This is a genomic window from Neorhizobium sp. 05N33 (assembly GCF_056397445.1).
Map to the genome: position 1 here is coordinate 220524 of NZ_JBFTNK010000001.1, position 21797 is coordinate 242320.

21 protein-coding genes and 1 pseudogene are annotated in these 21797 nt (G+C 60.9%); 17 read left to right on the top strand and 5 right to left on the bottom strand.

What is annotated here, in order from left to right; translation table 11 throughout:
- Positions 1-5 precede the first annotated feature (5 nt).
- The 3 genes from AC1DLT_RS01055 to AC1DLT_RS01065 all read left to right on the top strand — a co-directional run bounded on the left by AC1DLT_RS01055 (position 6) and on the right by AC1DLT_RS01065 (position 3206).
- The gene (locus AC1DLT_RS01055) at positions 6-2267 is read left to right on the top strand and encodes a xanthine dehydrogenase family protein molybdopterin-binding subunit (protein WP_477485584.1); all 2262 of its coding nucleotides are present in this window, start codon (positions 6-8) and stop codon (positions 2265-2267) included.
- Between the two features lie 66 nt (positions 2268-2333).
- Positions 2334-2639: a DUF982 domain-containing protein gene (locus AC1DLT_RS01060; protein WP_247036193.1), complete on the top strand. Its 306-nt coding sequence runs from the start codon at positions 2334-2336 to the stop codon at positions 2637-2639.
- 246 nt (positions 2640-2885) lie between these two features.
- On the top strand, positions 2886-3206 hold the full coding sequence (locus AC1DLT_RS01065) for a hypothetical protein (RefSeq protein WP_477485585.1): 321 nt from the start codon (positions 2886-2888) through the stop codon (positions 3204-3206).
- Between the two features lie 552 nt (positions 3207-3758).
- Here AC1DLT_RS01065 and AC1DLT_RS01070 read toward each other — a convergent pair.
- Positions 3759-4358, bottom strand: coding sequence for a TetR/AcrR family transcriptional regulator (locus AC1DLT_RS01070; protein ID WP_477485586.1), 600 nt, complete (start codon positions 4356-4358; stop codon positions 3759-3761).
- A gap of 117 nt (positions 4359-4475) precedes the next feature.
- On the opposite strand from AC1DLT_RS01070, the gene AC1DLT_RS01075 reads away from it, so the two are divergent.
- Together AC1DLT_RS01075 and AC1DLT_RS01080 are read left to right on the top strand one after the other, a co-directional pair.
- Positions 4476-4898, top strand: coding sequence for a tautomerase family protein (locus tag AC1DLT_RS01075; RefSeq protein WP_247036188.1), 423 nt, complete (start codon positions 4476-4478; stop codon positions 4896-4898).
- 59 nt (positions 4899-4957) lie between these two features.
- Positions 4958-5353, top strand: a complete 396-nt coding sequence (locus AC1DLT_RS01080) for a VOC family protein (RefSeq protein ID WP_477485587.1) — start codon at positions 4958-4960, stop codon at positions 5351-5353.
- Here the strand turns inward: AC1DLT_RS01080 and AC1DLT_RS01085 are convergent.
- Positions 5307-5759 (bottom strand): recombinase family protein, encoded by a 453-nt coding sequence (locus tag AC1DLT_RS01085; protein ID WP_247036184.1) that lies wholly within the window; start codon positions 5757-5759, stop codon positions 5307-5309. The genes AC1DLT_RS01080 and AC1DLT_RS01085 overlap by 47 nt on opposite strands.
- Between AC1DLT_RS01085 and AC1DLT_RS01090 the strand changes: the two are divergent.
- Positions 5755-6198 (top strand): annotated as a pseudogene (locus tag AC1DLT_RS01090) (Tn3 family transposase); the annotation flags it as partial. The gene AC1DLT_RS01085 and the pseudogene AC1DLT_RS01090 overlap by 5 nt on opposite strands.
- Before the next feature lie 452 nt (positions 6199-6650).
- Here the strand turns inward: AC1DLT_RS01090 and AC1DLT_RS01095 are convergent.
- Positions 6651-6989, bottom strand: a complete 339-nt coding sequence (locus AC1DLT_RS01095) for a hypothetical protein (protein WP_477485588.1) — start codon at positions 6987-6989, stop codon at positions 6651-6653.
- Between the two features lie 317 nt (positions 6990-7306).
- Here AC1DLT_RS01095 and AC1DLT_RS01100 point away from each other — a divergent pair, with 317 nt between their 5' ends.
- Entirely contained in the window at positions 7307-7612 is a 306-nt protein-coding gene (locus tag AC1DLT_RS01100) for a hypothetical protein (protein ID WP_040125076.1), read from the top strand.
- Positions 7613-7636: 24 nt separating this feature from the next.
- Here the strand turns inward: AC1DLT_RS01100 and AC1DLT_RS01105 are convergent, their stop codons facing one another.
- Complete coding sequence (locus AC1DLT_RS01105; RefSeq protein ID WP_477485589.1) at positions 7637-8545, bottom strand: LysR family transcriptional regulator; 909 nt, start codon at positions 8543-8545, stop codon at positions 7637-7639.
- A gap of 232 nt (positions 8546-8777) precedes the next feature.
- Here AC1DLT_RS01105 and AC1DLT_RS01110 point away from each other — a divergent pair, with 232 nt between their 5' ends.
- The 10 genes from AC1DLT_RS01110 (at position 8778) to AC1DLT_RS01155 (ending at position 20540) form a co-directional block, all read left to right on the top strand.
- Positions 8778-10841, top strand: a complete 2064-nt coding sequence (locus tag AC1DLT_RS01110) for a hydantoinase/oxoprolinase family protein (RefSeq protein ID WP_477485590.1) — start codon at positions 8778-8780, stop codon at positions 10839-10841.
- A 4-nt stretch (positions 10842-10845) separates the two neighbouring features.
- Complete coding sequence (locus AC1DLT_RS01115) at positions 10846-12555, top strand: hydantoinase B/oxoprolinase family protein (RefSeq protein ID WP_477485591.1); 1710 nt, start codon at positions 10846-10848, stop codon at positions 12553-12555.
- Positions 12556-12565: 10 nt separating this feature from the next.
- Positions 12566-13678 (top strand): M24 family metallopeptidase, encoded by a 1113-nt coding sequence (locus AC1DLT_RS01120; RefSeq protein WP_477485592.1) that lies wholly within the window; start codon positions 12566-12568, stop codon positions 13676-13678.
- Positions 13675-14730, top strand: a complete 1056-nt coding sequence (locus AC1DLT_RS01125; protein ID WP_477485593.1) for an aminopeptidase P family N-terminal domain-containing protein — start codon at positions 13675-13677, stop codon at positions 14728-14730. The genes AC1DLT_RS01120 and AC1DLT_RS01125 overlap by 4 nt, the downstream gene beginning before the upstream one ends.
- Entirely contained in the window at positions 14727-16013 is a 1287-nt protein-coding gene (locus AC1DLT_RS01130; RefSeq protein WP_477485594.1) for an MmgE/PrpD family protein, read from the top strand. Before AC1DLT_RS01125 ends, AC1DLT_RS01130 begins: the two co-directional genes overlap by 4 nt.
- A 64-nt stretch (positions 16014-16077) precedes the next feature.
- Positions 16078-17061 carry an ABC transporter substrate-binding protein gene (locus tag AC1DLT_RS01135; protein ID WP_040125088.1) on the top strand — a complete coding sequence of 328 codons (984 nt, stop codon included), beginning with the start codon at positions 16078-16080 and terminating at the stop codon, positions 17059-17061.
- Between the two features lie 63 nt (positions 17062-17124).
- Entirely contained in the window at positions 17125-17919 is a 795-nt protein-coding gene (locus tag AC1DLT_RS01140) for an ABC transporter ATP-binding protein (RefSeq protein ID WP_477485595.1), read from the top strand.
- On the top strand, positions 17916-18731 hold the full coding sequence (locus AC1DLT_RS01145; RefSeq protein WP_477485596.1) for an ABC transporter permease: 816 nt from the start codon (positions 17916-17918) through the stop codon (positions 18729-18731). Before AC1DLT_RS01140 ends, AC1DLT_RS01145 begins: the two co-directional genes overlap by 4 nt.
- Complete coding sequence (locus tag AC1DLT_RS01150; RefSeq protein ID WP_477485597.1) at positions 18728-19507, top strand: ABC transporter permease; 780 nt, start codon at positions 18728-18730, stop codon at positions 19505-19507. The genes AC1DLT_RS01145 and AC1DLT_RS01150 overlap by 4 nt, the downstream gene beginning before the upstream one ends.
- A gap of 22 nt (positions 19508-19529) precedes the next feature.
- A complete protein-coding gene (locus AC1DLT_RS01155; RefSeq protein WP_477485598.1) occupies positions 19530-20540 on the top strand; it encodes an amidohydrolase family protein in 1011 nt (336 codons plus the stop codon).
- 11 nt (positions 20541-20551) lie between these two features.
- Here AC1DLT_RS01155 and AC1DLT_RS01160 read toward each other — a convergent pair whose 3' ends face one another.
- A complete protein-coding gene (locus tag AC1DLT_RS01160; RefSeq protein ID WP_477485599.1) occupies positions 20552-21790 on the bottom strand; it encodes a D-arabinono-1,4-lactone oxidase in 1239 nt (412 codons plus the stop codon).
- Positions 21791-21797 lie beyond the last annotated feature (7 nt).

Below are 21797 nucleotides of genomic sequence, written 5' to 3' on the forward strand. Positions count from 1 at the left end.
GACCAATGCTGAACGAAACCAAAGTCGTCGGGCTTCCGTTTTCGCGTATCGACGGACCGCTGAAAGTCAGCGGCGGCGCCAAATACGCCGCCGATCATGGTGGTCACGGCATGCTCCATGGCTACGCAGTCCCCGCGACCGTCGCGACCGGCCGGATTGTCGAAATTGAAACCGGCCTGGCGGAACGCTTCCCCGGCGTCATCAAGATCTATACCCACGAAAATCGACCAAGGACCGCGGAAGACGACGACAAATGGAAGGATGCGGTTGCCCTTCCGGGTCGTCCCTTCCGGCCGCTTGAAAACGACCGTATCCTCTATGACGGACAGCCGATCGGCCTGGTTGTCGCCGAAAGCTTCGAGGCCGCACGCGACGCGGCTTCACTGGTGCGCGTCCGCTACGTTGCCGAAGAACCGCATACGGATATCGGCCGGGAACAGACGCGCAGCTACGTTCCCCCTCAGCCACGCAGGGAGGAGTTCGTTCCGCCCGAACCGCGCGGCGACCCGCAGGGCGCCTTTGCCGACGCTCCTTTCAAGATCTCCAGCGAGTATAGGCTGGAAGGCGAATATCATAACCCGATGGAACTTTTCGCCTCGACCGTGCTGTGGGAGAAGGACGGTTTTCTCACCATCCACGATAAGACGCAGGGCTCGCAGAACTCGCGCGATTACGTCTGCAACGTCTTTGGGCTCGATCCGGAAAAGGTGACGGTGAAGAACAGTTTCGTCGGCGGCGCTTTTGGCTCCGGCCTGCGCCCGAAACATCAGCTTTTCCTCGCCGTCATGGCAACTCTGGATCTGAAGCAGTCCGTCAAGGTGGAAATGAGCCGGCGCGAGATGTTCTATCTCACCTGGCGCCCCGCGACGATCCAGGCCGTCTCGCTGGCCGCGGACCGGGAGGGTCGGCTTTTGTCGGTCATGCATCATGCACTGCAGGCAACGTCCCGCTACGAGGACTATCAGGAAAACGTCGTCAATTGGTCCGGCCTCGCATACAGATGCGACAATGTCAGGCTCTCCTACGGGCTGGCCGAACTCGATGTCTCGACGCCGGGCGACATGCGCGCGCCGGGAGCCGCGACCGGGGTTACCGCCCTTGAAATCGCGATGGATGAACTCGCCTACGAAGTCGGCATCGATCCCGTCGAACTGCGACTGCGCAATTTCGCCAAGCGAGATCAGAACCAGGACAAACAGCTCACCTCCAAGGCGCTGGACGCGTGTTATCGCGAGGGCGCCGTGCGCTTCGGCTGGAACGGCCGGTCCTTTGCGCCGCGCTCGATGCGCGACGGCAACGACCTCGTCGGTTGGGGCATGGCGACCGGCATCTGGGAGGCGACAATCATGCCGGCGGAGGCCAAGGTTCGGCTGTCGGCAGACGGCAAGGCCGCTGTTTCTGCAGCGGCATCGGACATCGGCACCGGCACTTACACAATTCTCGGCCAGGTTGCCGCCGAGGCACTCGGGATGCCGCTCGATGATGTCACCGTCCTGATAGGTGATTCCAGCCTGCCGAAAACCGGCGTCGAGGGAGGCTCCTGGACCGCGGCCTCCAGCGGCTCGGCTGTGCAGGCTGCCTCGGACGCCGTGCGCACCACGTTGTTGAAGCACGCCAAATCGATGCCGAATTCACCCTTCGGACAAGCTTCGCAGGATGAGGTCACCCTTGCGGAGGGCCGCCTCGTGCTCGATCGAAACCACCAGGTGGGCGTTTCGATCGGCGACATCATGGACGCTGCCGGCGTTTCCTTTATCGAGGAACACGGCAAGGTTGCTCCCGATCAGGAACAGGCCAAGAAATTTATCAGCTACACTCACTCCGCCGTGTTCGTCGAGGTGAAGGTGGATGAGGAACTTGGTGTGCCACGGGTGACCAGGATCGTCTCGGCCGTCGCCGGCGGCCGCGTCCTCAATCCCAAGACGGCCCGCAGCCAGATCCTTGGCGGCGTGGTAATGGGTATCGGCATGGCGCTGCACGAGGAAGGAATGGTCGACCATCGCACCGGTCGGATCATGAACCACAACATCGCCGAATATCACATGCCGGCCCATGCGGATGTCGAGGACATCGAAGTGATCTTCGTCCATGAGGAGGATGACAAGGTGAGCCCCCTCGGCGCCAAGGGCCTCGGCGAGATCGGCATCATCGGCGTTGCCGCAGCGGTCTCCAACGCGATCTTCCACGCGACCGGCAAACGCATCCGTCACTTCCCGATCACGATCGACAAGATCCTGGAAACCAGCGAGGAGGTCAGGCGCTCTTGAATCTCGGCGGCCAATAACCAAATCGATTCTGCTTCTTTTTCATCCGGCATGTGAAAGGAGGAGATCATGAACATCCCGGAAATGCCGTTCCGCGCCCCGGTGAACATCCGGCTGCCAAACGGCTTGGATCATACTTTTCACAACGTCTACGACGCGTTGGACTTTCTCGAGAACGAATGGCCGCTCAAGCATGGGGAACGGTACGACCGCGCCGTCCACAGATGCCGGGCGGCACTGAAGAGAATAGCGCCCGTCGAGATCGCGCGCGAAGCCTTCATTGCCGCATGCCTTGAAGCCGGCATGCCGATGGTGGTGGTTGCAGCTGGAACGTCGTCTTCGGCCAAAGCGCCCCCGATGCCTGTTTCCGCCTAACCAGCCATCCGTGGTGGGGCGGCTGGTTTCCGCCGCCTCCCCATCCCAACCATTGCGGTTGGCCGACATTTTCATTGGAAATGCCGTTCGGGCGGTGCTTCGGCACCTGTGTCACGGATGGCGCCATCCGAAGCGAAATCAACCTACTCCGTACGCTATCTGACCAAAGTCTTCGATGCGTCATTTTTTATTTCAAGCGTGCCTGAACGGGCATAGAATTCGTCTGTCGGCTGCAGGAGGATTGCAATGCAAGCCCGAGAATTCGACAGGAATGTGATGACCATGCATGACGTCGACGTCATGCGCGACGCGGTCAGCTTGGCCGTTTCTTCTCCCGAAACGGCGGATATCGATCCCGAAGCCATTGCCAGGATCGTGTTCTGGTTTTATCGCCGCGGACTGGCGGATCCTGAAAAGCTGAGCGACATCGCCGTTTTTCTGGCAAGCTCCAGTGCTTTCATTCCTTCCGATAGTGGTTCCCACCATCATCAGTTGACCGGCGGAGCCGACGTGCCGGATTTGCTTCAGTCAATCCTGCGGAGCAGACGGCGTAATCCTACCGCTTGAATAGGTCAAAGGCCGGGTCGTCCACAGGCGAATTGCGCGCGCATATGAGCAGCTGTTCAAATGATCACCCGGTGCTTGAGTAATGCATTTCGGCGGCCGGGAACGTGCACTCCTTCACCGCCTTGACGAACTCGTCTGGATCACAGGGCCGACCCATTTGCATTTAGTTCCCATCAAAGGATGGTTTGTGCCCTCGTCCGCTCTACGGAGTGCACGATATAGGGGACGCCCGACTTTGCGAGTATTTCGGTGATGCGTCGCATGGCTCGTCCCGCAGCCGGGTTTCGATTATGGCAAGCTCAGGTGTTCTCCTGAAGCAACTCGATCGCCGCAGCGCATGACGAATGGGCGCTGATGCTGTCAAATCCGGCCTCGCGAAGCAATTCCTCCATATACACGGCAATCAGAGCCTGCGGATCGTGATGATGTCTCCTTCGGACTTGATGAACCCGTTGCCTCCCGAGGGTCGGCTCCGGCTGGGGGCGAAATGACACGTCAAGCTTTTGACGCGGTTGGCCGCTTGGCAAATCGCCAATTGATAGGCTTGCTGCCTTACGCTTCCGGTATCCCCCGGTGTAGCGCTTCCGTCGTCACAAGCCCGGCAATCTTCTCGGATAGCGCAGGATCCGATACAGCCCGAGCGAGAGTGACACCACCGGTGAGAAGGGCGAGTAATACAATGGCCCGATCTTCTCGCGAAGTACCTTCACGATCACCTGGAGCACCTTCTGGGAGACCAGCAGCGATTTCCGCGATGAGGCGCTGCAATTCTTCGGTATAGGAATCTCGGGTTTCGTTGTCGGTACGCATGACGTCGGCCGACAAGCTCGGCAACGCGCAGCTTTCACCGAGATCGCATGTCCGCTTGTATCCCAGATAATAGGTGACGAAGTTTTTCAGCCAGCCCTGTTGGTGTTCGGCCTTAAGGGCCGATATTCCCAGCCGCAAATCTTCCAGGCCAGTAAGGACGGCAATGCGGAAGGCTTCGCTCTTGGATCGAAAGTGCCCGTAGAAGGCACCGTTTGTCACTCCTGCTGCCTTTGTCAGCGCGTCGATGCCCGCGCCACCATATCCTTCTTTACGAAACATCTGCCCAGCGGCGGCGATGACTTTCGCCTGGGTACGCTTCTTATGTTCAGCGGTGTAGCGCATATAAACCTCATAAAGAGCAAACGCTCTTTTTATCTTGATTAGAGAGTTGCCACTCTCTAATGATAGAGAGCGTTCGGTACATATCGCACCCGGACATGTCTAAAACAAGGAGAGACCATGCCCATCACACTGACCATACCGGAAGGCCTGCTGTCGCCTGCCGCGCAGGCGGAGGCCTTTGCAGGGCTGACGGAGGCCGTCCTTGAGGTCTCCGGCCTCAACGGAAATGCGTTCATGACTTCGAATGTTGTCGGCTCGATAAACGTCCTTCCTAAAGAGCACGTTCTTGTGGCCGGGAAACCAGCAGAAGCAGCGTTCATCGAACTGAAACTGCCAGAGATCGCACTGGCGACGGCGGAAGCTAAGCGGGCCTTTATCGAGAAAGCAACCGATGTGGTCGAACGAGCCGCAGGCGGGCGACTGCGACGCGAACATATTTGGTCGAACATCGTCTATGCACCTGACGGAGCCTGGGGGATTGCTGGCCGTAGCTATGACAACGATGACCTTATAAGCGCCATCACCGGGTCGGCTGCGTAACCACATTGGACATCAGAAAAGCCGGGCCGGAAGGCCCGGCAGCAGTAGGAGTTTGAACCATGCAACTGGCCAACTATCTCTTCTTCACCACGCAGTGTGATGATGCGCTCACCTTCTATACGGAATGCGGTCTTGGTGGGGTAACCATGTTGATGCGCCACGGAGATCACGGTGTTCCACTCGCCAGCGAGGGGATGAAGGGTAAGGTGATGCATGCCCGTTTCGAGGGACCAGGAATTCTATTCTTCGCCTCGGACAATCACGACGCCGAGCCGATGAGAGGTTCGGCTCATATTCTCATCATGGACGATCGGGGCCGGACTAACGACCTGTTTGCGAAGCTGACGGCTGGCGGTAAGGTGACGACACCACTCGCGATGCAGCCTTGGGGGAGCTACTATGGCAAGCTCACGGATAGGTACGGGGTCCAGTGGATGCTGGATTGCAAAGTTTAGGGTCTTCAAGGCGATAGCGCTGGACGATGCTGGTCATTGTATTCTTGCTGATACCGAGATCGTGGGCGATCCAGCGGTAGCTGCGGCCTCCTGCTACGAGCGCCAGAACTTTCGGCGCAAGCCGATCCGATTTGGGGCGCTGTCCGGTCTGGCGGCCGAGGCTCTTGCCGCGCGCCTTCGCGGCGGCGAGGCCGGATTTCAGCCGCTCGCTGATGAGGTTGCGTTCAAATTCCGCAATGCCGGAGAGAAAGGTCGTCAGCATCCGGCGATGCGGAGACGACAGGTCGAATGCCATGCCGTTCATGGCGATAACGCAAACCTTCCAGCTTTCCAGTTCTCGTAGGGCATTGAGAAGGTCGATGGTCGAGCATACCCAACGCGAAAGTTCGGTGTCAGGACTGCGCATCCGCGACTTGCCTTCGAAGCGCCTTTACGTATTCAATCCCGCAGCGACACCCAAGGATTTGCGCAAACTGGCCGGTGGCAAGATTCGCGAGGAATTGATCATCGCGAACTGACCCGACCTGTTCCGCTGCGCCGCGACCATGGCATCCGGCAAGATCAAGCCGAGCCAGTTGCTCCGCAAGCTTGCCTCCTATCCACGCCAGAACGATCTGGTGGTTGCGCTGCGCGAGGTTGGCCGTGTGGAGCGGACACTCTTTATCATAGCGTGGATCCCCGACACGGAGATGCAGCGGCGCGCCCAGATCGGCCTTAACAAGGGCGAGGCTCACCACGCTCTCAAGAATGTGCTGGGCATCGGTCGCCAGGGTGAAATCCGTGACCGAACTACTGAGGGGCAGCATTACCGGATAGCAGGCCTCAACCTGCTTACCGCAATCATCAGGGACGATGGATCAAGGCTAGTCCTTTGGCGCCTGCCGGGCAAGCTTGGTACGTGACGTACCAAGTGCCGGAAATGCAGCCATCAGGGAGGGCGGAATGCCATATCGGTCGCGTATCCTTTGTCCGCTACCGTACGGGAACGACATGTCCGGCGATCGGGTTATTCTGCGCAGGAGGGAGCTGTGAATGACTATCATCCCGAACCTGCCGGACCGGAATATGCAGGAAGACGGAAGTCCTCGGATCGATGACCTCGCCTCGGATGTCCACCGCATGGCGCGCCGATTTCTTCACTCGAAGAAGGGATCAGGAGTTCTTGCCGAACGAGTCATCTTGCGAGCGAAATGCGAGCTTCCTTCAGGGCAGGACCCCGACGTTCTTCGGCTTCACGTGTTCAGGATAATGTGTGAAATATTCATCGCCGACGTTGCAGCGTCGCGAGGCCGGAAACCTAATGTCTGACGCCGCTGTCGTATTGCCGAAGCAGTTCCTCGACGATCTCTTTGATATGCGTTGGCTTGGGACCGAGCACATAAGAGCCTTTACACTCCGGTCCCTGCTGCTCCGTCACGACAAAAAGAAAAGGAACCGAAACAGCTTCAAGCTGCTTCGATATCCGGAACATCAGATTGGCGTCTTCGGTGGCATCGATCAGCACGCCATGGGCGGCATGCACAAGCCGCATTTCGAAAGCAGGCGGCCGCACGGGTCCCTGCAACTCTATTCCTGCTCGCTCCCAAGCATCGCGCGTGTTGGAAGAAACAAGGTTCTTGTTGCCGATGACGATCATTGTGTACTGGATCACCTGTTATCCCGCTTTACGTGTCGCCCTGCGCAACCCCGTTCTACCGCCGCAAACTGTGGGGAAGACAGGAAGTTCGTTGCACAGGCCCACAATTTTCGCGGTTCCGCAATCGGCGTGGAGCTCGGCCTGACTGCGTTGAGATTTTAAATTTGGCCGCTTTGAATAATTTTGACCCGTCGGCGCGCCTTTGGGTCTGGAAAAGTCTCTGCCGGGTTTGAGATCGTGTGCCTCTGCAAAGTTTGAGTTGACGGCTTTCGATGGCGAGGCGACAGTTGCACCGGCAGCAAGGCAGGAGAAGAAGGATGGACGAAACGGACCGCTGGCGCCACATGGCAAGCGCACCGAAGGACGGTAGTCGGATCCTGGTTACGATCCGCCCCTCCGAACAGGGGCCGGCAGAAGTTGACCTCGCCTATTGGTCGAATGGCGATCAGTTCGGTGGAGAAGGCTGGCGCGCTTCTGATTCCTCGCCCGGGCACATCATCGAATATGCCGAGCCGGAATTGAAGTGTTGGATGCCGATGCCCTCGGCCAACCTCAACCGGTTTTCAATGCCCTCGCCTTGGGAAGGCACCGACGGACAGCAGTTCGACGGGTCGGGGATTTAGAGGTTTGCGGCAAAACACGTCCCGTTAACCGGGCGCCTGGTGTCTTGAGCGAAGGAAATCCATCAAGTCGCTGGCAGGCTTGGACAAAGGGCGGCGGATTGAAGCGATCTGCCGTACATCGAAGCCCAATTCATCTCCGGCCAGATCGACCTTGACCAGCTCGCCACGCTCGAGATCAGCCGCTACGCTTCGTTCCAGCGAACAGGCAATGCCGACACCGGCAACAACGAACTCGCGCAGGAACTGGTACTCGGTCGCCTGCGCCGCGACCTTCACGTGGCTGATACCAGCGTTCGCCAGGAGCTTCGAGACGCCGCGTCCAAACAGCGAAGAGGGCGGAGGGCCTACGAAGTCATAACGTGCCACGTCCTGCGGCTTGACGCGCTTACGGTGGGCAAGGGGGTGGTTTGGCGAGGCGATGAGAACCAGCTTCTCCCGGCCGATGGTTTCAGCCCGGACGCCTCGAAGGTCTTCATTGCCCAGAAAGCAGCCGACGTCGGCCACGCCATCGCGAACCTCGGAAAAAACATCCTCCTGTTTGCCGATCCTCAGAACGAGCTGGATATCCGGCCGCGCGATCGCAAAGTCCGTCAGATCTTTTCGCAAAACAAAATTGGCGAGGCTTCGCTGGCAAGATAGAATCACCTGCTGACCGGTCTCGCCTCGGATTTTCACGACATCTGCGCGCATGTCGTCGGCCTCGGCCAGGAATTCGCGCGCATGTTGCAGCACACTTTGGCCGATCTCGGTCAGCAGCGGCTTGCGGCCCCGGCGCCGCACGAAAATCTGCCCGCCGATTTCCTTCTCGATCGCCATGATATGGGCGCTGACCGATGGCTGTGCGATACCGAAACGGTCGGCGGCAGCCGCGAAGCTCCCCTCCTCGACCACTGCAACCAGGACTTCCATGCGTCGGAGCGTGATATTGAACATGGTGATAACCTATAGCCTATAGGCTATCAAACCTAAAGCCCCCAAACCCGTTGCTAGTTACCGTTCGAATGGATCAAATGCTGTTCGAGGATGAGGAATGACATGAACAATCTCACTGGGAGCCTGGCGCTTTAACGTCAGCCGGAGTGTTCCTGCCACCGCTGCCGAGGTCTCGGCCCAATCCGCAAAGATTAAAGCATTCCGCATGGGTTCCATGCGGACAGGAGGACGCATGAATATTGTCGGAATTGATATTGGCGGCACGTTTACCGATCTCGTCGGTTATGTCGACGGCAAGATCGTAACGTCGAAGACCTCGACCGTGCCTGCCGATCCGACCCAGGGCATCGCCCGCAGCCTCGAGCTTGCGAATTGCGATCCCGACCAGCTTAACGAGATTCTTCACGGCTCGACGATCGCCATCAACACGGTGCTGGAGCGCAAGGGCGCCCGTACCGCGCTGATCACTACGAGCGGTTTCCGCGATGTCTATGCGATCGGCCGCTCGAACCGCATCCAGGCTTTCAACCTGTTTTTCAAGCGTCCGCAGCCTCTGGTGCCGCGCAGCCTGACCTTCGAAATTCCGGAACGTATCCTTGCTTCCGGCGAGGTTCAGGACCCGCTGGACGAGAAGGCGGTCGCCGCCGTCATCGCCGAGATCGAGGCCGCCGGTGTTGAATCCGTTGCCATCTGCCTGCTGCATTCCTGGGCCAATCCGGACCACGAGCGTCGCGTCGGTGACATGCTGCGCAAGGCGCTGCCGAATATCTTCGTGACGCTCTCGCACGAAATCCTGCGCGAATATCGCGAATACGAGCGGTCCTCGACCACTGCGCTCAACGCCTTTGTCGGCCCCCGCGTCGAAGGTTACCTGAAGCGTCTCGAAACCTATCTCCGCTCCGGCGCCTTCGACGGCAAGATCCATATCATGCGATCGAACGGCGGCGTGATGTCGATCGGCCAGGCGCAGGAACAGCCCGTCTCGATGATGGAATCCGGTCCGGTTGCCGGCATGATCGGCGCCGGACGTCTGGCCAAGCTGCTCGGCCTCAAGCGCTGTATCGGTTTCGACATGGGCGGCACGACCGCAAAGTCGAGCCTGATCACCGATGGAGCGCCTGCTATCGAAACCGGTTACGTGATCGGCGAAGAGGCTGACGGCCAGCCGATGCAGTTGCCAGTTGTCAACATTGTCGAAGTCGGTGCCGGCGGCGGCTCGATCGCCTGGGTCGACAATGCGGGCGGTCTGCACGTGGGTCCCCAGAGCGTCGGCGCCGATCCTGGCCCTGCCTGTTATGGCAAGGGAGCCGACTTGCCGGTCGTCACCGACGCCGACCTGATCCTCGGCCGCATCAATCCGCAGCGGTTCCTGAACGGCGGCATGCCGCTCGACAGGACGGCTTCCGAACAGGCAATGCTGAGCAAGGTCGGCAACACGCTGAAGCTCAATCCGGTCGAGGCAGCGCTCGGCGTGGCCAAGATCGCCGATAGCTCCATGTCGCTGTCGGTGCGCGCCGTCTCGATCAACAAGGGTATCGACCCGCGCGATACGGCGATGATCGCCTTCGGCGGCGCCGGCCCGCTGCATGCGATCGCCATCGCCCGCGAGATCTACATTCCGCTGGTGATCATCCCGAAACTGCCCGGCACCTTCTCGGCGCTCGGCATGCTGATGGCCTCCTGGCGGCAGGATTTCGTGCAGACTTTCATCGGCCGCGTCGGCGAACTTTCCGAGGCCGGCGTCGAAAAGGTCTATGCCGAACTCGTCGCCAGCGGCCGTGAGCAGATGAAGCGCGACGGCATCGTCGAAAACGAGGCGGATCACCGCTTCTTCGCCGATCTGCGTTATGTCGGCCAGGAACATGCGATCTCGATCCCGATCGAGAACACCGGCATGCTGTCGGGCGATACCAGTGAGGTCCGCCGCCGTTTCGATACCGAGCACGACCGCCGCTACAGCCAGTCGGCGCCGACCGAAGCACTCGAAATCGTCAGCTTGCGCCTGGTCCTGACCGCCGCCCGCACCGACAATGTTGCGGAAGAATGGCTGTCCCGTCCATGGGAGCCGGAAGCGGAAGCTGAGGTCGGCAGCCGCGATGTGGTGTTCGACGATCCGGCAAAGCCGCTGAAGACGGCGATCTACTGGCGCCCGGCGCTACCGGCCGGCTTCAAGCTCACCGGTCCTGCCGTCATCGAAGAACCGAATTCCACCATCCTGATCCATCCCGGCGACGAAGTGGTCGTCCATGAGGCAGGCCATCTGCTGGTGACGCTCGCCAAGCAGAGCGAGGAATAAGAACATGACCCTCCAGAAAAACGATCCGATCACCGTTGAAGTCGTCCGCAATGCGATCGTCGCCTATGCCGACGAGATGGCCGAGGCGCTCTGCAAGTCCGCCTACAACATGATGATCTACGAAGTCCGCGACTATTGCTGCGGCCTGATCGACACGACCGGCCGGATGATCTCGCAGAACCGCGGCGGCCTGCCGATCTTCCTCGCCGACCTCGGCATCGCCGTCGAGGACGGGATCAAGAAATACGGGTTGAAGGGTTTCGAAGAGGGCGACGTCCTCGTCATGAACCATGGCCATATCTGCGGCCAGCACCTGAACAACGTCGTCGTCTACGCGCCCTGCTTCCATGACGGTGAATTGATCGGCTTTGCGGCCAACCGCGCCCATTGGGTGGATATCGGCGGCGGCCGCCAGGGTTTCGGCTCCAACGCGACGACCGACATCTACTCCGAAGGTCTGCAGATGCGGTCCTTGAAGATCTACAAGGCCGGCGAGCTCAACGACACGCTCTACCAGATCATCCAGGACAATATCCGTTATCCGGATGCCAGCCTCGGCGATCTGCGCGCCCAGGTCGCGTCCTGTCAGATCGGCGCCAAGCGTTATGCCGAACTGGTCGCCCGTTATGGCCGCGGCGTCGTGGAAAGCTGCGTCGAGACCATCTGGGACCAGACCGACAAGGCCGCGCGCCAGGTGATCGAGCGCATTCCGGACGGCACCTATTCGGCTGAAAGCTTCCTCGACAACGATGGCCGCGATCTCGCGACGCCACTCAGGATCGCCGTCAAGGTGATCGTGTCCGGCTCGACCATCACCGTCGATTTCCATGGCATGCATCCGCAGGTGAACGGCCCCTTGAACTCCGGCCGCTCGGGCGGCATCGCGGCCGCCCGCGTCGCCTTCAAGGCGCTCACCTCGCCGGAACTCGACGTCAACGAAGGCTGCTTCCGTGCCCTCAATGTCGACCTGCCGGACGGCACGATCCTTTCGGCCCGCCCACCGGCCGCACTCGGCCAGTGGAGCATCGCGCTGCCGACCGTGATCGACACGATCCTCAAGGCGCTGGCGCCGGCCGTGCCGGAGCTGATCCCGGCCGCCCACAAGGGCGACATGGGCGGCTGCTCCTTCTTCGGCTTCTACGACGACGGTTCGCGCTTCCTGCTGATGAACATCTTTGGCGGTGGCTGGGGCGGTCGTCCGCATGAGGACGGCGAATCCGCGGCCGTCTCGGTCTGCCAGGGCGACGTGCGCAACACGCCGGTCGAGCTACAGGAGATCAAGTATCCGTTCATCGTCGAGAAGCACGCCCTGCGGCCGGATTCCGGCGGCGCCGGCGAGCATCGTGGCGGCCTCGGCATCGAACTCACCTATCGCTGCCTGCGCGCGTGCCGCGGCAATATCAATTTCGACCGCACCGTCACCCCACCCTGGGGCCTGCATGGCGGCCATACCGGCGAGGTCAGCGTGGCGATCATCGATCGGGCCGACGGCACGCAGCTGCGGGTCAACAAGGCTACCGATGTTCACTTCACGCCGGGCGACCGGATCACCTTCCTTACCGCCGGCGGCGGCGGTTACGGCGACCCCAGAAAGCGCTCGCGCACCGATCTCGACGAGGATATCGCCAATGGTCTGGTCTCCAGAGAAGCGGCTGTCCGCGACTACGGCTATGCCGAACCGCAGATGCCGCGTCGTATCGCAGCGAACGGCTGAGGACATGGCGATGATCGGCGAAATCCGCAAGAAACGGTTGATCGAGGCGATGCTGGAGGCGGGGCTCGACGGCCTCGTGCTTTACGGCAATGCCTGGCAGAACGACTACCTGCGTTATGCCGCCGATTTCGGCATTCTCGAAGGCGAGGGTCTGGCCGTCGTCACCCGCGACGGCGACGTCACTCTCTATCTCGACGACGAACTGGAGGGGGAACGCGCCGCGGTCGAATGTCCGGAGGTCAAGACCGTCGTTGCGGACGACCTGATCGGAACGGTGTCCGGCGTCATCGGCCGGCTCGGCAATAGCCGCATCGCCGCCGGCCCGAAGCGTCACCTGCCCTATGGGCTTGCCGCCCAGCGTGGCGATCTTCGTTTCGAAGACGCGACTGCGCTGGTCGATCGCCTGCTGATGGTGAAATCTGCTGATGAGTTGAATGCCGTGCGCAGCGCTGCCCGTCTGGCAGACGAAGGTTATGCAGTGTTCCGCAATGCCGCCGCTGTAGGCAAGAAGGATTACGAGCTGATCGCCGAGATCGAATCCTTCTTCCGCAACGAAGGCGTCGACGACAATTTCATGATCATCGGCGTCGGCGGTCCGGAAGTGCGCGGCATGGCGCCACCGCTCGGCAAGGTCCTGAAGCCCGGCGATCTGGTGACGACCGAGCTTACCCCTTGCGTCAACGGCTATTACGTCCAGATCTGCCGCACGCTGGTGATTGGCGAGCCGAATGAGGCACAGCGCAAGGTCTTCCGAATCTACAATGATGCTCTCGAAGCTGGGCTTGCCGTCGTGAAGCCGGGCGTTACCGCGGCCGATATCGCCCGGGCGGAAAACGACATTTTTCGCGCCCATGGTTTGGGCGAATATGTGACCAGCGAATATACCCGCGTGCGCGGCCATGGCCTTGGCCTTTTCCCGGATACCAAGCCGCATATTCTCGAAGATGTGAACACGGTGATCGAGGAAGGCATGTCGATGATCGTGCACCCGAACACATATAATCCCGAGATCGGTTATTTCGTGCACGGCGACTCGCTGATCGTCCGCGCCGACGGTCCGGAAATCCTGACGAAGACGCCGCGCGAACTGTTCTCGGTCGGCGCCCGGAGGGCAGCGGCATGAGACACGGTCTGATCCTGTGGCGCGAGGACGAACTCTCCCTGGACAACGTAAAGGCCCGGCAAGTCCGCCTGCAGCAGGCGATCGCCGCTGCGGGGCTGGACGGCGTGCTGATCTATACCAATCACGTGCGCTCCGCCGGTGTCACCTGGGTCTCCGGGTTTACGCCCTATTGGTCGGACGGCTTGGTCCTGGTCCTGCGCGACGGCCTTCCGATCTTCCTGACGGCGCTGTCGAAACGCGTCGGCGAGTGGGTCAAATCCGTGGCTCCGACCTTCGAAGTGGCTCATTCACCGTTCCCGGGCAAACTTGCCGGTGAACGCCTGGCCCAGGTCGGTGCAAAGCGTCTCGGCGTGGTCGAACTCGACCGCATGCCCGGCGGCGTGGTCGATGAGATTCTCTCCGTCCTGCCGGTCGAACTCTCCGATGCAACGGAGCTTTTCACGGCGGTTCGCGGAAAGGCGGATCGCGCCGAACTCGATCTCGTGCGCCGCACGGACGATATCGCCCGCGAGGCGTTCAAGGCGGGTGATATCAAGGGCAGACTTGCCGGCGATTTCACCGGCCCGGTCGAACGGGCCGCGCGGCTTGCCGGCGCCGAGGAATGTTACGTCGCCGTAGCGCCCGATCTTTCCCAGGATCGCCGTTTCATCCGCACCGGCAGGCAAGAACTCGGCCGCACTTTTGCGGTGCGCCTGTCGATCGCCTATAACGGCGTCTGGGTTCGCCGGATCGAAACATTCTCCGCCGTTTCCGAAATCGCCGCGCGCCTTAACTCCGTGAGCGCGGAGCTGGACAGCGTGTCTCCCACTTTTCCGGCCAATGGCTCAATTTCGGCTTTCCGTCTGCCTTATGGTGCCGAACTGATCGACTGGCATCTCGAGGCACCGCACGGCACCCGGCCGCTGAAGGTCGTGGCCGATGCGCAAACGCCGCTTGCCGCGCCGGTCCCCTACGGCATTCTGACGACGGCCTTCACGCTCGACGGCGAGACGATCGTCGCGTCGCGCCCGGTCGGACTTGGCAATAGTTCAATGCGGGAGGCGGCTGAATGAACGCACGCGATCTCGTTTCCATTCTTCTGACGGTCGATGGCGGAGACCAGAAACTCCGCGATCTCGTCAACCTCCATACCGTCGACGCGCTGGCATGTCTGGCGGCCGGTGCCGGTGCGTCCGAAGGCTCCTCACTCCTCGCCTTCTATCGCGAGACCGGTGCCGGCGACGCAGTCTCCTCTGCTGCGGGCGCGTCGGCGGTCGTCCGTTTTACGGAATGGGACGCGATCCACGTGCCATCCTGCGCAACGCCCGATGCCATGGCGGTGCCGGCTGGGCTGATCTTCGCGCAGGACCATGAGACCTATGTGAAGGCTGTCGCCGCGGGCCATTCGGTTGGCGTGGCGCTGTCGGAGGCCGTCGGCGGCGTTTCGGCCCTGCCGGAAACCTGGCCGGGCTTGTTTGCAGCGCCTGCTGTGGCGGCCGTCAGTGCGGCGATCGCACTTGGTCTTTCGGACGAACAGGTTGCCCAGGCGTTGGTGCTGTCCATGGCCGGCAGTTCGGGACGCAACGGCCGCCCGTCCGGCATGCCGTCGGCCCGCTGGCTGGTGATCGGCGAAGCCACATTGAAGGGTATCCGAGCGGCGCTTGCAGCCAAGGCCGGCATCATGGGCGATCTCGAACTGCTGTCTCCAAGCTGGATGAAAGGACAAGCGGCGGCGGCGGTTGCCCTGGAGCCTAACCATGTCGATCCGCTGGCGATCACAGGGGTCGGCGTGAAGCCCTTCGTCTCCGCCCGCCAGGGCGTCAATGCGATCCAGGCTTTCCGTCATCTGCTGGAGGAGGGTGTTGATCCCAATGCTGTCGACAGTATCGAAGTTTTTCTGCCACCGGTCGCAGCCCCCGTCGTCAGCCGGCCGCTTGTTGCCGAAGATCGTTTGTCGACCATCGCTCATCTCGGCCTGCAGCTCGGCATTGCCGCTTTCGAGCCCGCACGGCTGATGGATGTCGACCGCACTCGTCCCTTCAATGCGGATGTCCTGGCCTTTGCCCAGCGCGTGACGATCATGGCCGATGACACGCTCGCCGGCGAAGGTTGGCCGGCGCGGGTTGTCGTTTCGGAAAAGGGACAGACACACGAGGCCGTCTGGCCGCAGACTACCGGTGAGGACGCTCAGGTGATGCTCGACCGCAAGATCGACAGCCTTCCCGCGACCACGGTGCGGCAATTGCAGCGGCTGCAAGCCGCGCTTGCCGAAGCCGGCGCGGCTGCCGTTCAGGAAGCCCGCAGCCTCCTGCTGAAGTTTACGGACGCCTCTTTCCCAAGGAGCGAGGCGGCCTGAAGGGACACTGGAATTAACGAAAAGCAGATGCCGCAGGGAGTGTCGGCGTCACAAGGAGGAGAGAATGTTGAAATTTCTGAAAACCATGGCGACAGCGGCGGCATTTGCCGCGCTGTCCTTTCAGGCGGCGAGCGCCCAGGCGATCGAGAAGAAGGACATCACGATCGGCCTGCCGCTCAATACCTCGACCCTGTTGCCGATCTATGTTGCCGATGCACAGGGTTTCTTCAAGGAAGAAGGTATCAACGTGAAGATCGTCGCCTTCAAGGGCGGCACGGACCTGGTGCGCGGCATGGTCGCCGGCGCCGTGGATATCGGCGTTGGCGCGTTCTCGGAAGCGCTTGTCGGTGTCGAAACCGGCCAGGGCGTGAAGATCTTCTACGGCGGCTTCAACATGGCCGTCTTCGACTGGTATTCGGTGCCGTCGATCAAGACGCTCGAAGACGCCAAGGGCAAGCGTTTCGGTATCTCGACCTTCGGGTCGTCGACCGACTTCCTGACGCGTTATGCGCTGAAGACAAAGGGCATCGATCCGAAGAGCGAAGTGCAGATCGTCCAGGGCGGCGGCTCCGTGCCGCGTCTCGCTGCGATGGAAGCCGGCCAGCTCGAAGTCAACATCTTCGCGACGCCGGAAAAGTTCATGGCGGCCGATCGCGGCTTCAACCTGATCCTGCAACAGAAGTCGATCGCGCCGGATTTCCCGTTCCACTGCTTCTATGCGCGTGAGGATTTCATCAAGAACGATCCGAATGCCATCAAGGCCGTATTGCGCGGCTTTGCCAAGGCCGTCCGGTGGTCCAAGGCCCACAAGGAGGAGTCGGTCAAGCTCCTCGCCTCCAAGCTCGGCCTCGAGGAGACCTATCTCAACCGCGGTTATGACGACTTCATCGACGAGATCTTCGAAGACGGCCGTCTGGCGAGCGACGCCGGCATGAAGGCCTTCTGGGACGTCGGCATCATGAACGGCACCTATAAGCAACCCATGCCGGTCGACAAGTATTGGATCGGCACGTTCCACGATACCTACAACGAGTGGAAGCCGAAGTGAGCCTTCCATCTGCATGACAATATAACGAGAGCGGGCGGAGGCCCGCTCCAGGAGGAGAAAGCAGTGGCGCAGATTGAAATCCGCGATCTCGGAATCGATTATCGCAAACCGAAGAGCAACGAGGTGTTCTCTGCCGTCGACAGTGTCGCCTTGTCGGTCGAAAAGGGCGAATTCGTCACCATCGTCGGCTCCAGCGGTTGCGGCAAGAGCACGCTGCTGATGGCGGTCGCGGGGCTTGTCGAACTGACGCGTGGTTCTATTGAGATCGATGGCAAGCGGATTGATGGTCCGGGTCCCGACCGCGCGGTGGTGTTTCAGGAAGCCTCTCTGCTTCCCTGGCGTTCGGTGCGTGGCAACGTCAAGTTCGGGCTCGAAATGCAGCGCTGGAGCGGCGGCGACCTCAACGAGCGGGCCATGCAGATGATCCGCCTCGTCGGCCTCGGCCGCTTCTCCGACTATCATCCCCACCAGCTTTCCGGCGGCATGCGCCAGCGCGTCAACATCGCCCGGGCGCTTGCCGTCGATCCTGAAGTGCTGCTCATGGACGAGCCGTTCGGGGCGCTCGACGCCCAGACCCGCGAGATCATGGGCACCGAGCTTTTGCGCATCTGGGAGCGCGCCAAGAAGACGGCTTTGTTCGTCACCCACGATATCGACGAAGCGATATTCCTGGCCGACAAGATCGTCGTCATGGGCCGAAACCCGGGTCATATCAAGGAAGTGATCAAGGTCGATCTGCCGCGCCCGCGCAACGAGGCAATCCTCGACAGCGAGGACTTCCACGAATTGCGCAAGCGGCTGCGCGCGCATCTGGCGGAAGACATGTCCAGCATGCAGCTGGTGCAGGAGGTCGCATGAGATCGGCAGAGATCACCGCTGGACCAGCGGAAACCCGACAGCTTTCCCTTTCCTTCCTGCGTCCGTCCCGCTCGGCGATCATCGGGACGCTTGCCGTCCTTGCATTTCTTGTGCTGTGGCAGATCGCGCCGACCATGGGCTGGGTGAATGGCCGTTTCACCAGCCGCCCGACGGAGGTTTTCTTCGCGGCGATCGATATCTTCCGGAATGACAATTTCCTCTATCACGCCCGCATCAGCCTGACGGAATTCGTCGCCGGTTTCGCGCTGGCGATCGTGGTGTCCATTCCGCTCGGCGTGCTGCTCGGCACCTCGAAGATCGCCCGCTACCTGATCGATCCGCCGCTGATGGCGCTTTATATCGCCCCGACGCTGGTGCTGCTGCCAATCATGGTGATCTGGCTCGGCATCGACATGGCGCCGAAGATCGCCGTGGTTTTCCTCGGCGCTGTCTTCCCGATCGTTCTCAACACCATGGCCGGCATGAGCGAAGCCGATCCGCGGTTCATCCGGATGGCGCGTTCGTTCGGCGCGACCAGGTTCGATATCTTCACCCGCGTCCTGGTGCCGGGTTCGCTGCCGGCGTTGCTCACGGGCCTGAGGCTCGCCGTCGGCCGTGCCGTGCTCGGCGTCATCGTCGGCGAGTTGTTCGTGTCGCAGGCGGGCATCGGCTATCAGCTCAATCTCTATGGCTCCGCCATGCGCATCGACCGCCTGCTTGTCTATGCACTGATCGTCAGCGCCTTCGGCTACACGCTGACCGTCATGGTCCGCTCGGTGGAGAACAAGGTCCGCGACTGGAGGTCGAAATGATCGCCGAACTTTTCTATCGCCGCCAGGCGCTCGTGCTCGGCACCCTGTCGATGATCGGCATCGTGGTTTTCTGGCAGATCGCCGTCGACACCGGCTTCATCAATCCGTTCTTCATCTCGACGCCGAGCCAGGTCGCCGTGGAATTCATGGCTCAGTTCGAAGATGGTTCGGTCGCCACCAATGTGGCGGCGACGCTTTATTGCTTCGTCTGGTCGCTCGGTCTTGCCGCCGTGGTCGGTATTGTCCTCGGCATGCTGGCCGGCTGGTTTGCGGATGTGGAATCGGCGCTCGAACCGTTCATCTGGTTCAAATATTCGGCGCCGACCGTCGCCTTCTATCCGCTTTTCGTCGCCTGGCTCGGATACGGCCGGCCGACGATCATTGCGATCGCCTTCCTTTTCGCACTGACGCCGATCTATGCCAACACCCTGTCCGGCATCAAGAATACCGATCGCGACCTTGCCCGCGCGGCCCGTTCCTTCGGGGCGAAGCCGCTCGACATCTTCCTGCGTGTTGCATTGCCGGGATCCGTGCCGGTGATGATGGCCGGCCTTCGCCTCGGCGTCGGCCGGGCGCTGACCGGTGTCGTGGTCGCCGAACTCTTCGGCGCCAATGCCGGCCTTGGCTACGCCATCACCTATTACGGCCAGCTGATGCAGACGACCAAGATGATGGTGTCGATCGTCATCGTCGTCGTGCTCGGTGTGCTGCTGACCCAGATCCTGTCGTTCCTGGAAAGCAGGACCGATTCCTGGCGCGTCGATAGCAACCGTTGAAGAACATCTTGAGGATAGTCTCATGAAAATCATCGATTCCCATTTCCACTGGTGGCCGCGGTCGATTTTCGAACCGCTTCTGAAGCGCGAAGGTTTTCCAAGGGCCGTCGTGAATGCGCGCGGCGGCTACACCTATCACGGCGCCAATGGGCGCCGCGGCACGGTGGCGAGCTGGAAGGAATGGTTCGATCTCGACGAGCAGCTCGCCTATATGGACAGTCTCGGCCATGACATTTCGGTGGTCTGCTCAATCGGCCCGCTGTCGATCTACTTCTCGGAACTGCCGGCCGAGGAGGGCCGCGACGCGGCGCTGGCCTGGAACGAGGAAATGGCCTGGGCGCAGCGGCGTTATCCCGGCCGCGTCTGGGCCTCGGCGGCGATTCCGCTGGTCGACACGCGAGTTGCGATCGAAGTGCTCGACGATGCCGTCAACCGGCTTGGCCTCATGGGGGTCAACCTGCCCGGCAGCGTCGGCAAGGAAGGCATGATCGACGATGTCCGGCTGGAACCTTTCTACGAGCGGGTCGCGGAGCTTGGCCTGCCGATGTTCCTGCATCCGACAGATGCGGTGTTCGCCGACGTGATGCAGGGCTATAATGATGCCCTGCACCTGAGCCTCGGCCGCGTGGTCGAAGTGAGCGCGGCAGCATCGCGGCTCATCCTTTCCGGCATGATGGAGCGTCATCCGGGCCTCAAGATCGTCATGTCGCATACGGGCGGCGCGCTACCATACCAGTCCGGCCGCATGGACAAAAATTCCAAGACCGCGGGCCTGACCAAGCCGGTCAGCCACTATCTCCACCAGATGTTCACCGATACGGTTTCACCGCATTCCGCCGGCCAGAAGTTCGCGATCGACTATTTCGGCGCCGACAACGTCATGTACGGTACGGACTATCCCTGCTGGGATCCGGCCGTCTGCCTAAAACTTCTCGATGAGATCGAGATGAGTGCCGCCACGAAGCAAAAGGTCTTCCACGATAACGCAGTACGCATTCTCGGCCTCAAACCGTCCAAGGCTGCCGTTGCCTAGGCGCTTGATCCTTATCCAAACAACATCTTCAAGTGGTCGTTCAGGAACTGGCCTTTCGGATCCAAATCCCGTCGGAGCGCTCGAAATTCCTTGGCGCGAGGGTAAAGCCTTGTGACGTCGTCCGTGTCGAGGAAATGCATCTTTCCCCAATGCGGGCGAGAATTGTACCTGCCAAGAATTTGGTCGACGTCCCTCAGGAAGGGCCAGTAATCGATACCCGGACCACCCGACACCGACAGGGTGATACTGTCCTGGTGATGAAAGGGGCTCATCCAGGCCGGATCGCCGGCGGTAAACCGGTATTCGATCGGATAGATGCAGTTGGTGTGCTTGTTGAGCATCAGATCCCGGACAGCCCTCACCGCGGCCTTGCCGTGCTCCAGCGGAACCGCGTATTCCAGTTCGACGAAATTCGGCACGTATTCGATGGGATAAACTTCCGAACTATAGGCAATTTTCTCGAATTCGCTTTCCATCGGTGCTGCGTCGGTCATGTCCATGACCTTCATCTCGCAGACATCGGCCAGCTTGTTCGTGCTCGACACCGCAGACGTGTCGGCAAGGCAATAGAGATGGCGGCTTTCGGGCGTCGGGCACCAGAAGAAGCCGAAATGGCGGTGTTGGGACGCCAGTTCGTCGTGACGTTCCATACAGGTCTCGAAATCGTCCCGCCAGAGACGTTCGTGCAGATTATAGGCGTCCATGACGTTGAGCGTCAGCGAGGAGATAACGCCGAGCGTACCAACCGAAACCTGGGCCGCATGTAGCCTGTCCCTGTCGCGGCCGTCGATATCGAGGATGTCTCCGGTGGCGGTGACGATACGCATGCCGGCAATCGACGAGGCCAGGTTTCCGAGCTTGATCCCGGTACCGTGGGTTCCGGTCGTAAATGCGCCGGCGACGGCCTGGCTGTCGATGTCGCCCTGGTTGAACAGCGAAAGACCGTGCTCCTTCAGCGTCCTGCCGATTTCGTTGATGCGCGTGCCGCCGGCGACGGTGATCTGCTTTCGCTCCCGATCGATATTCTGCACGCCGCGCAGGTTTGCGAGCGACAGCAACAGGCCGTTGGTGCCGACGACGGGTGTGAAGGAATGTCCCGAGCCCGAAACACGCACCGCCAGGTCACGCCGATCAGCTTCGTGGACAAGCTCCGCCACTTCGGCTTCCGTTTCCGGCGATGCCTTGAATTGTGAGACGCAATATTGATTGCCGACCCAGTTGCGCCACAGGCCGCCTTTTTCCAAAGCCATGTCTCCC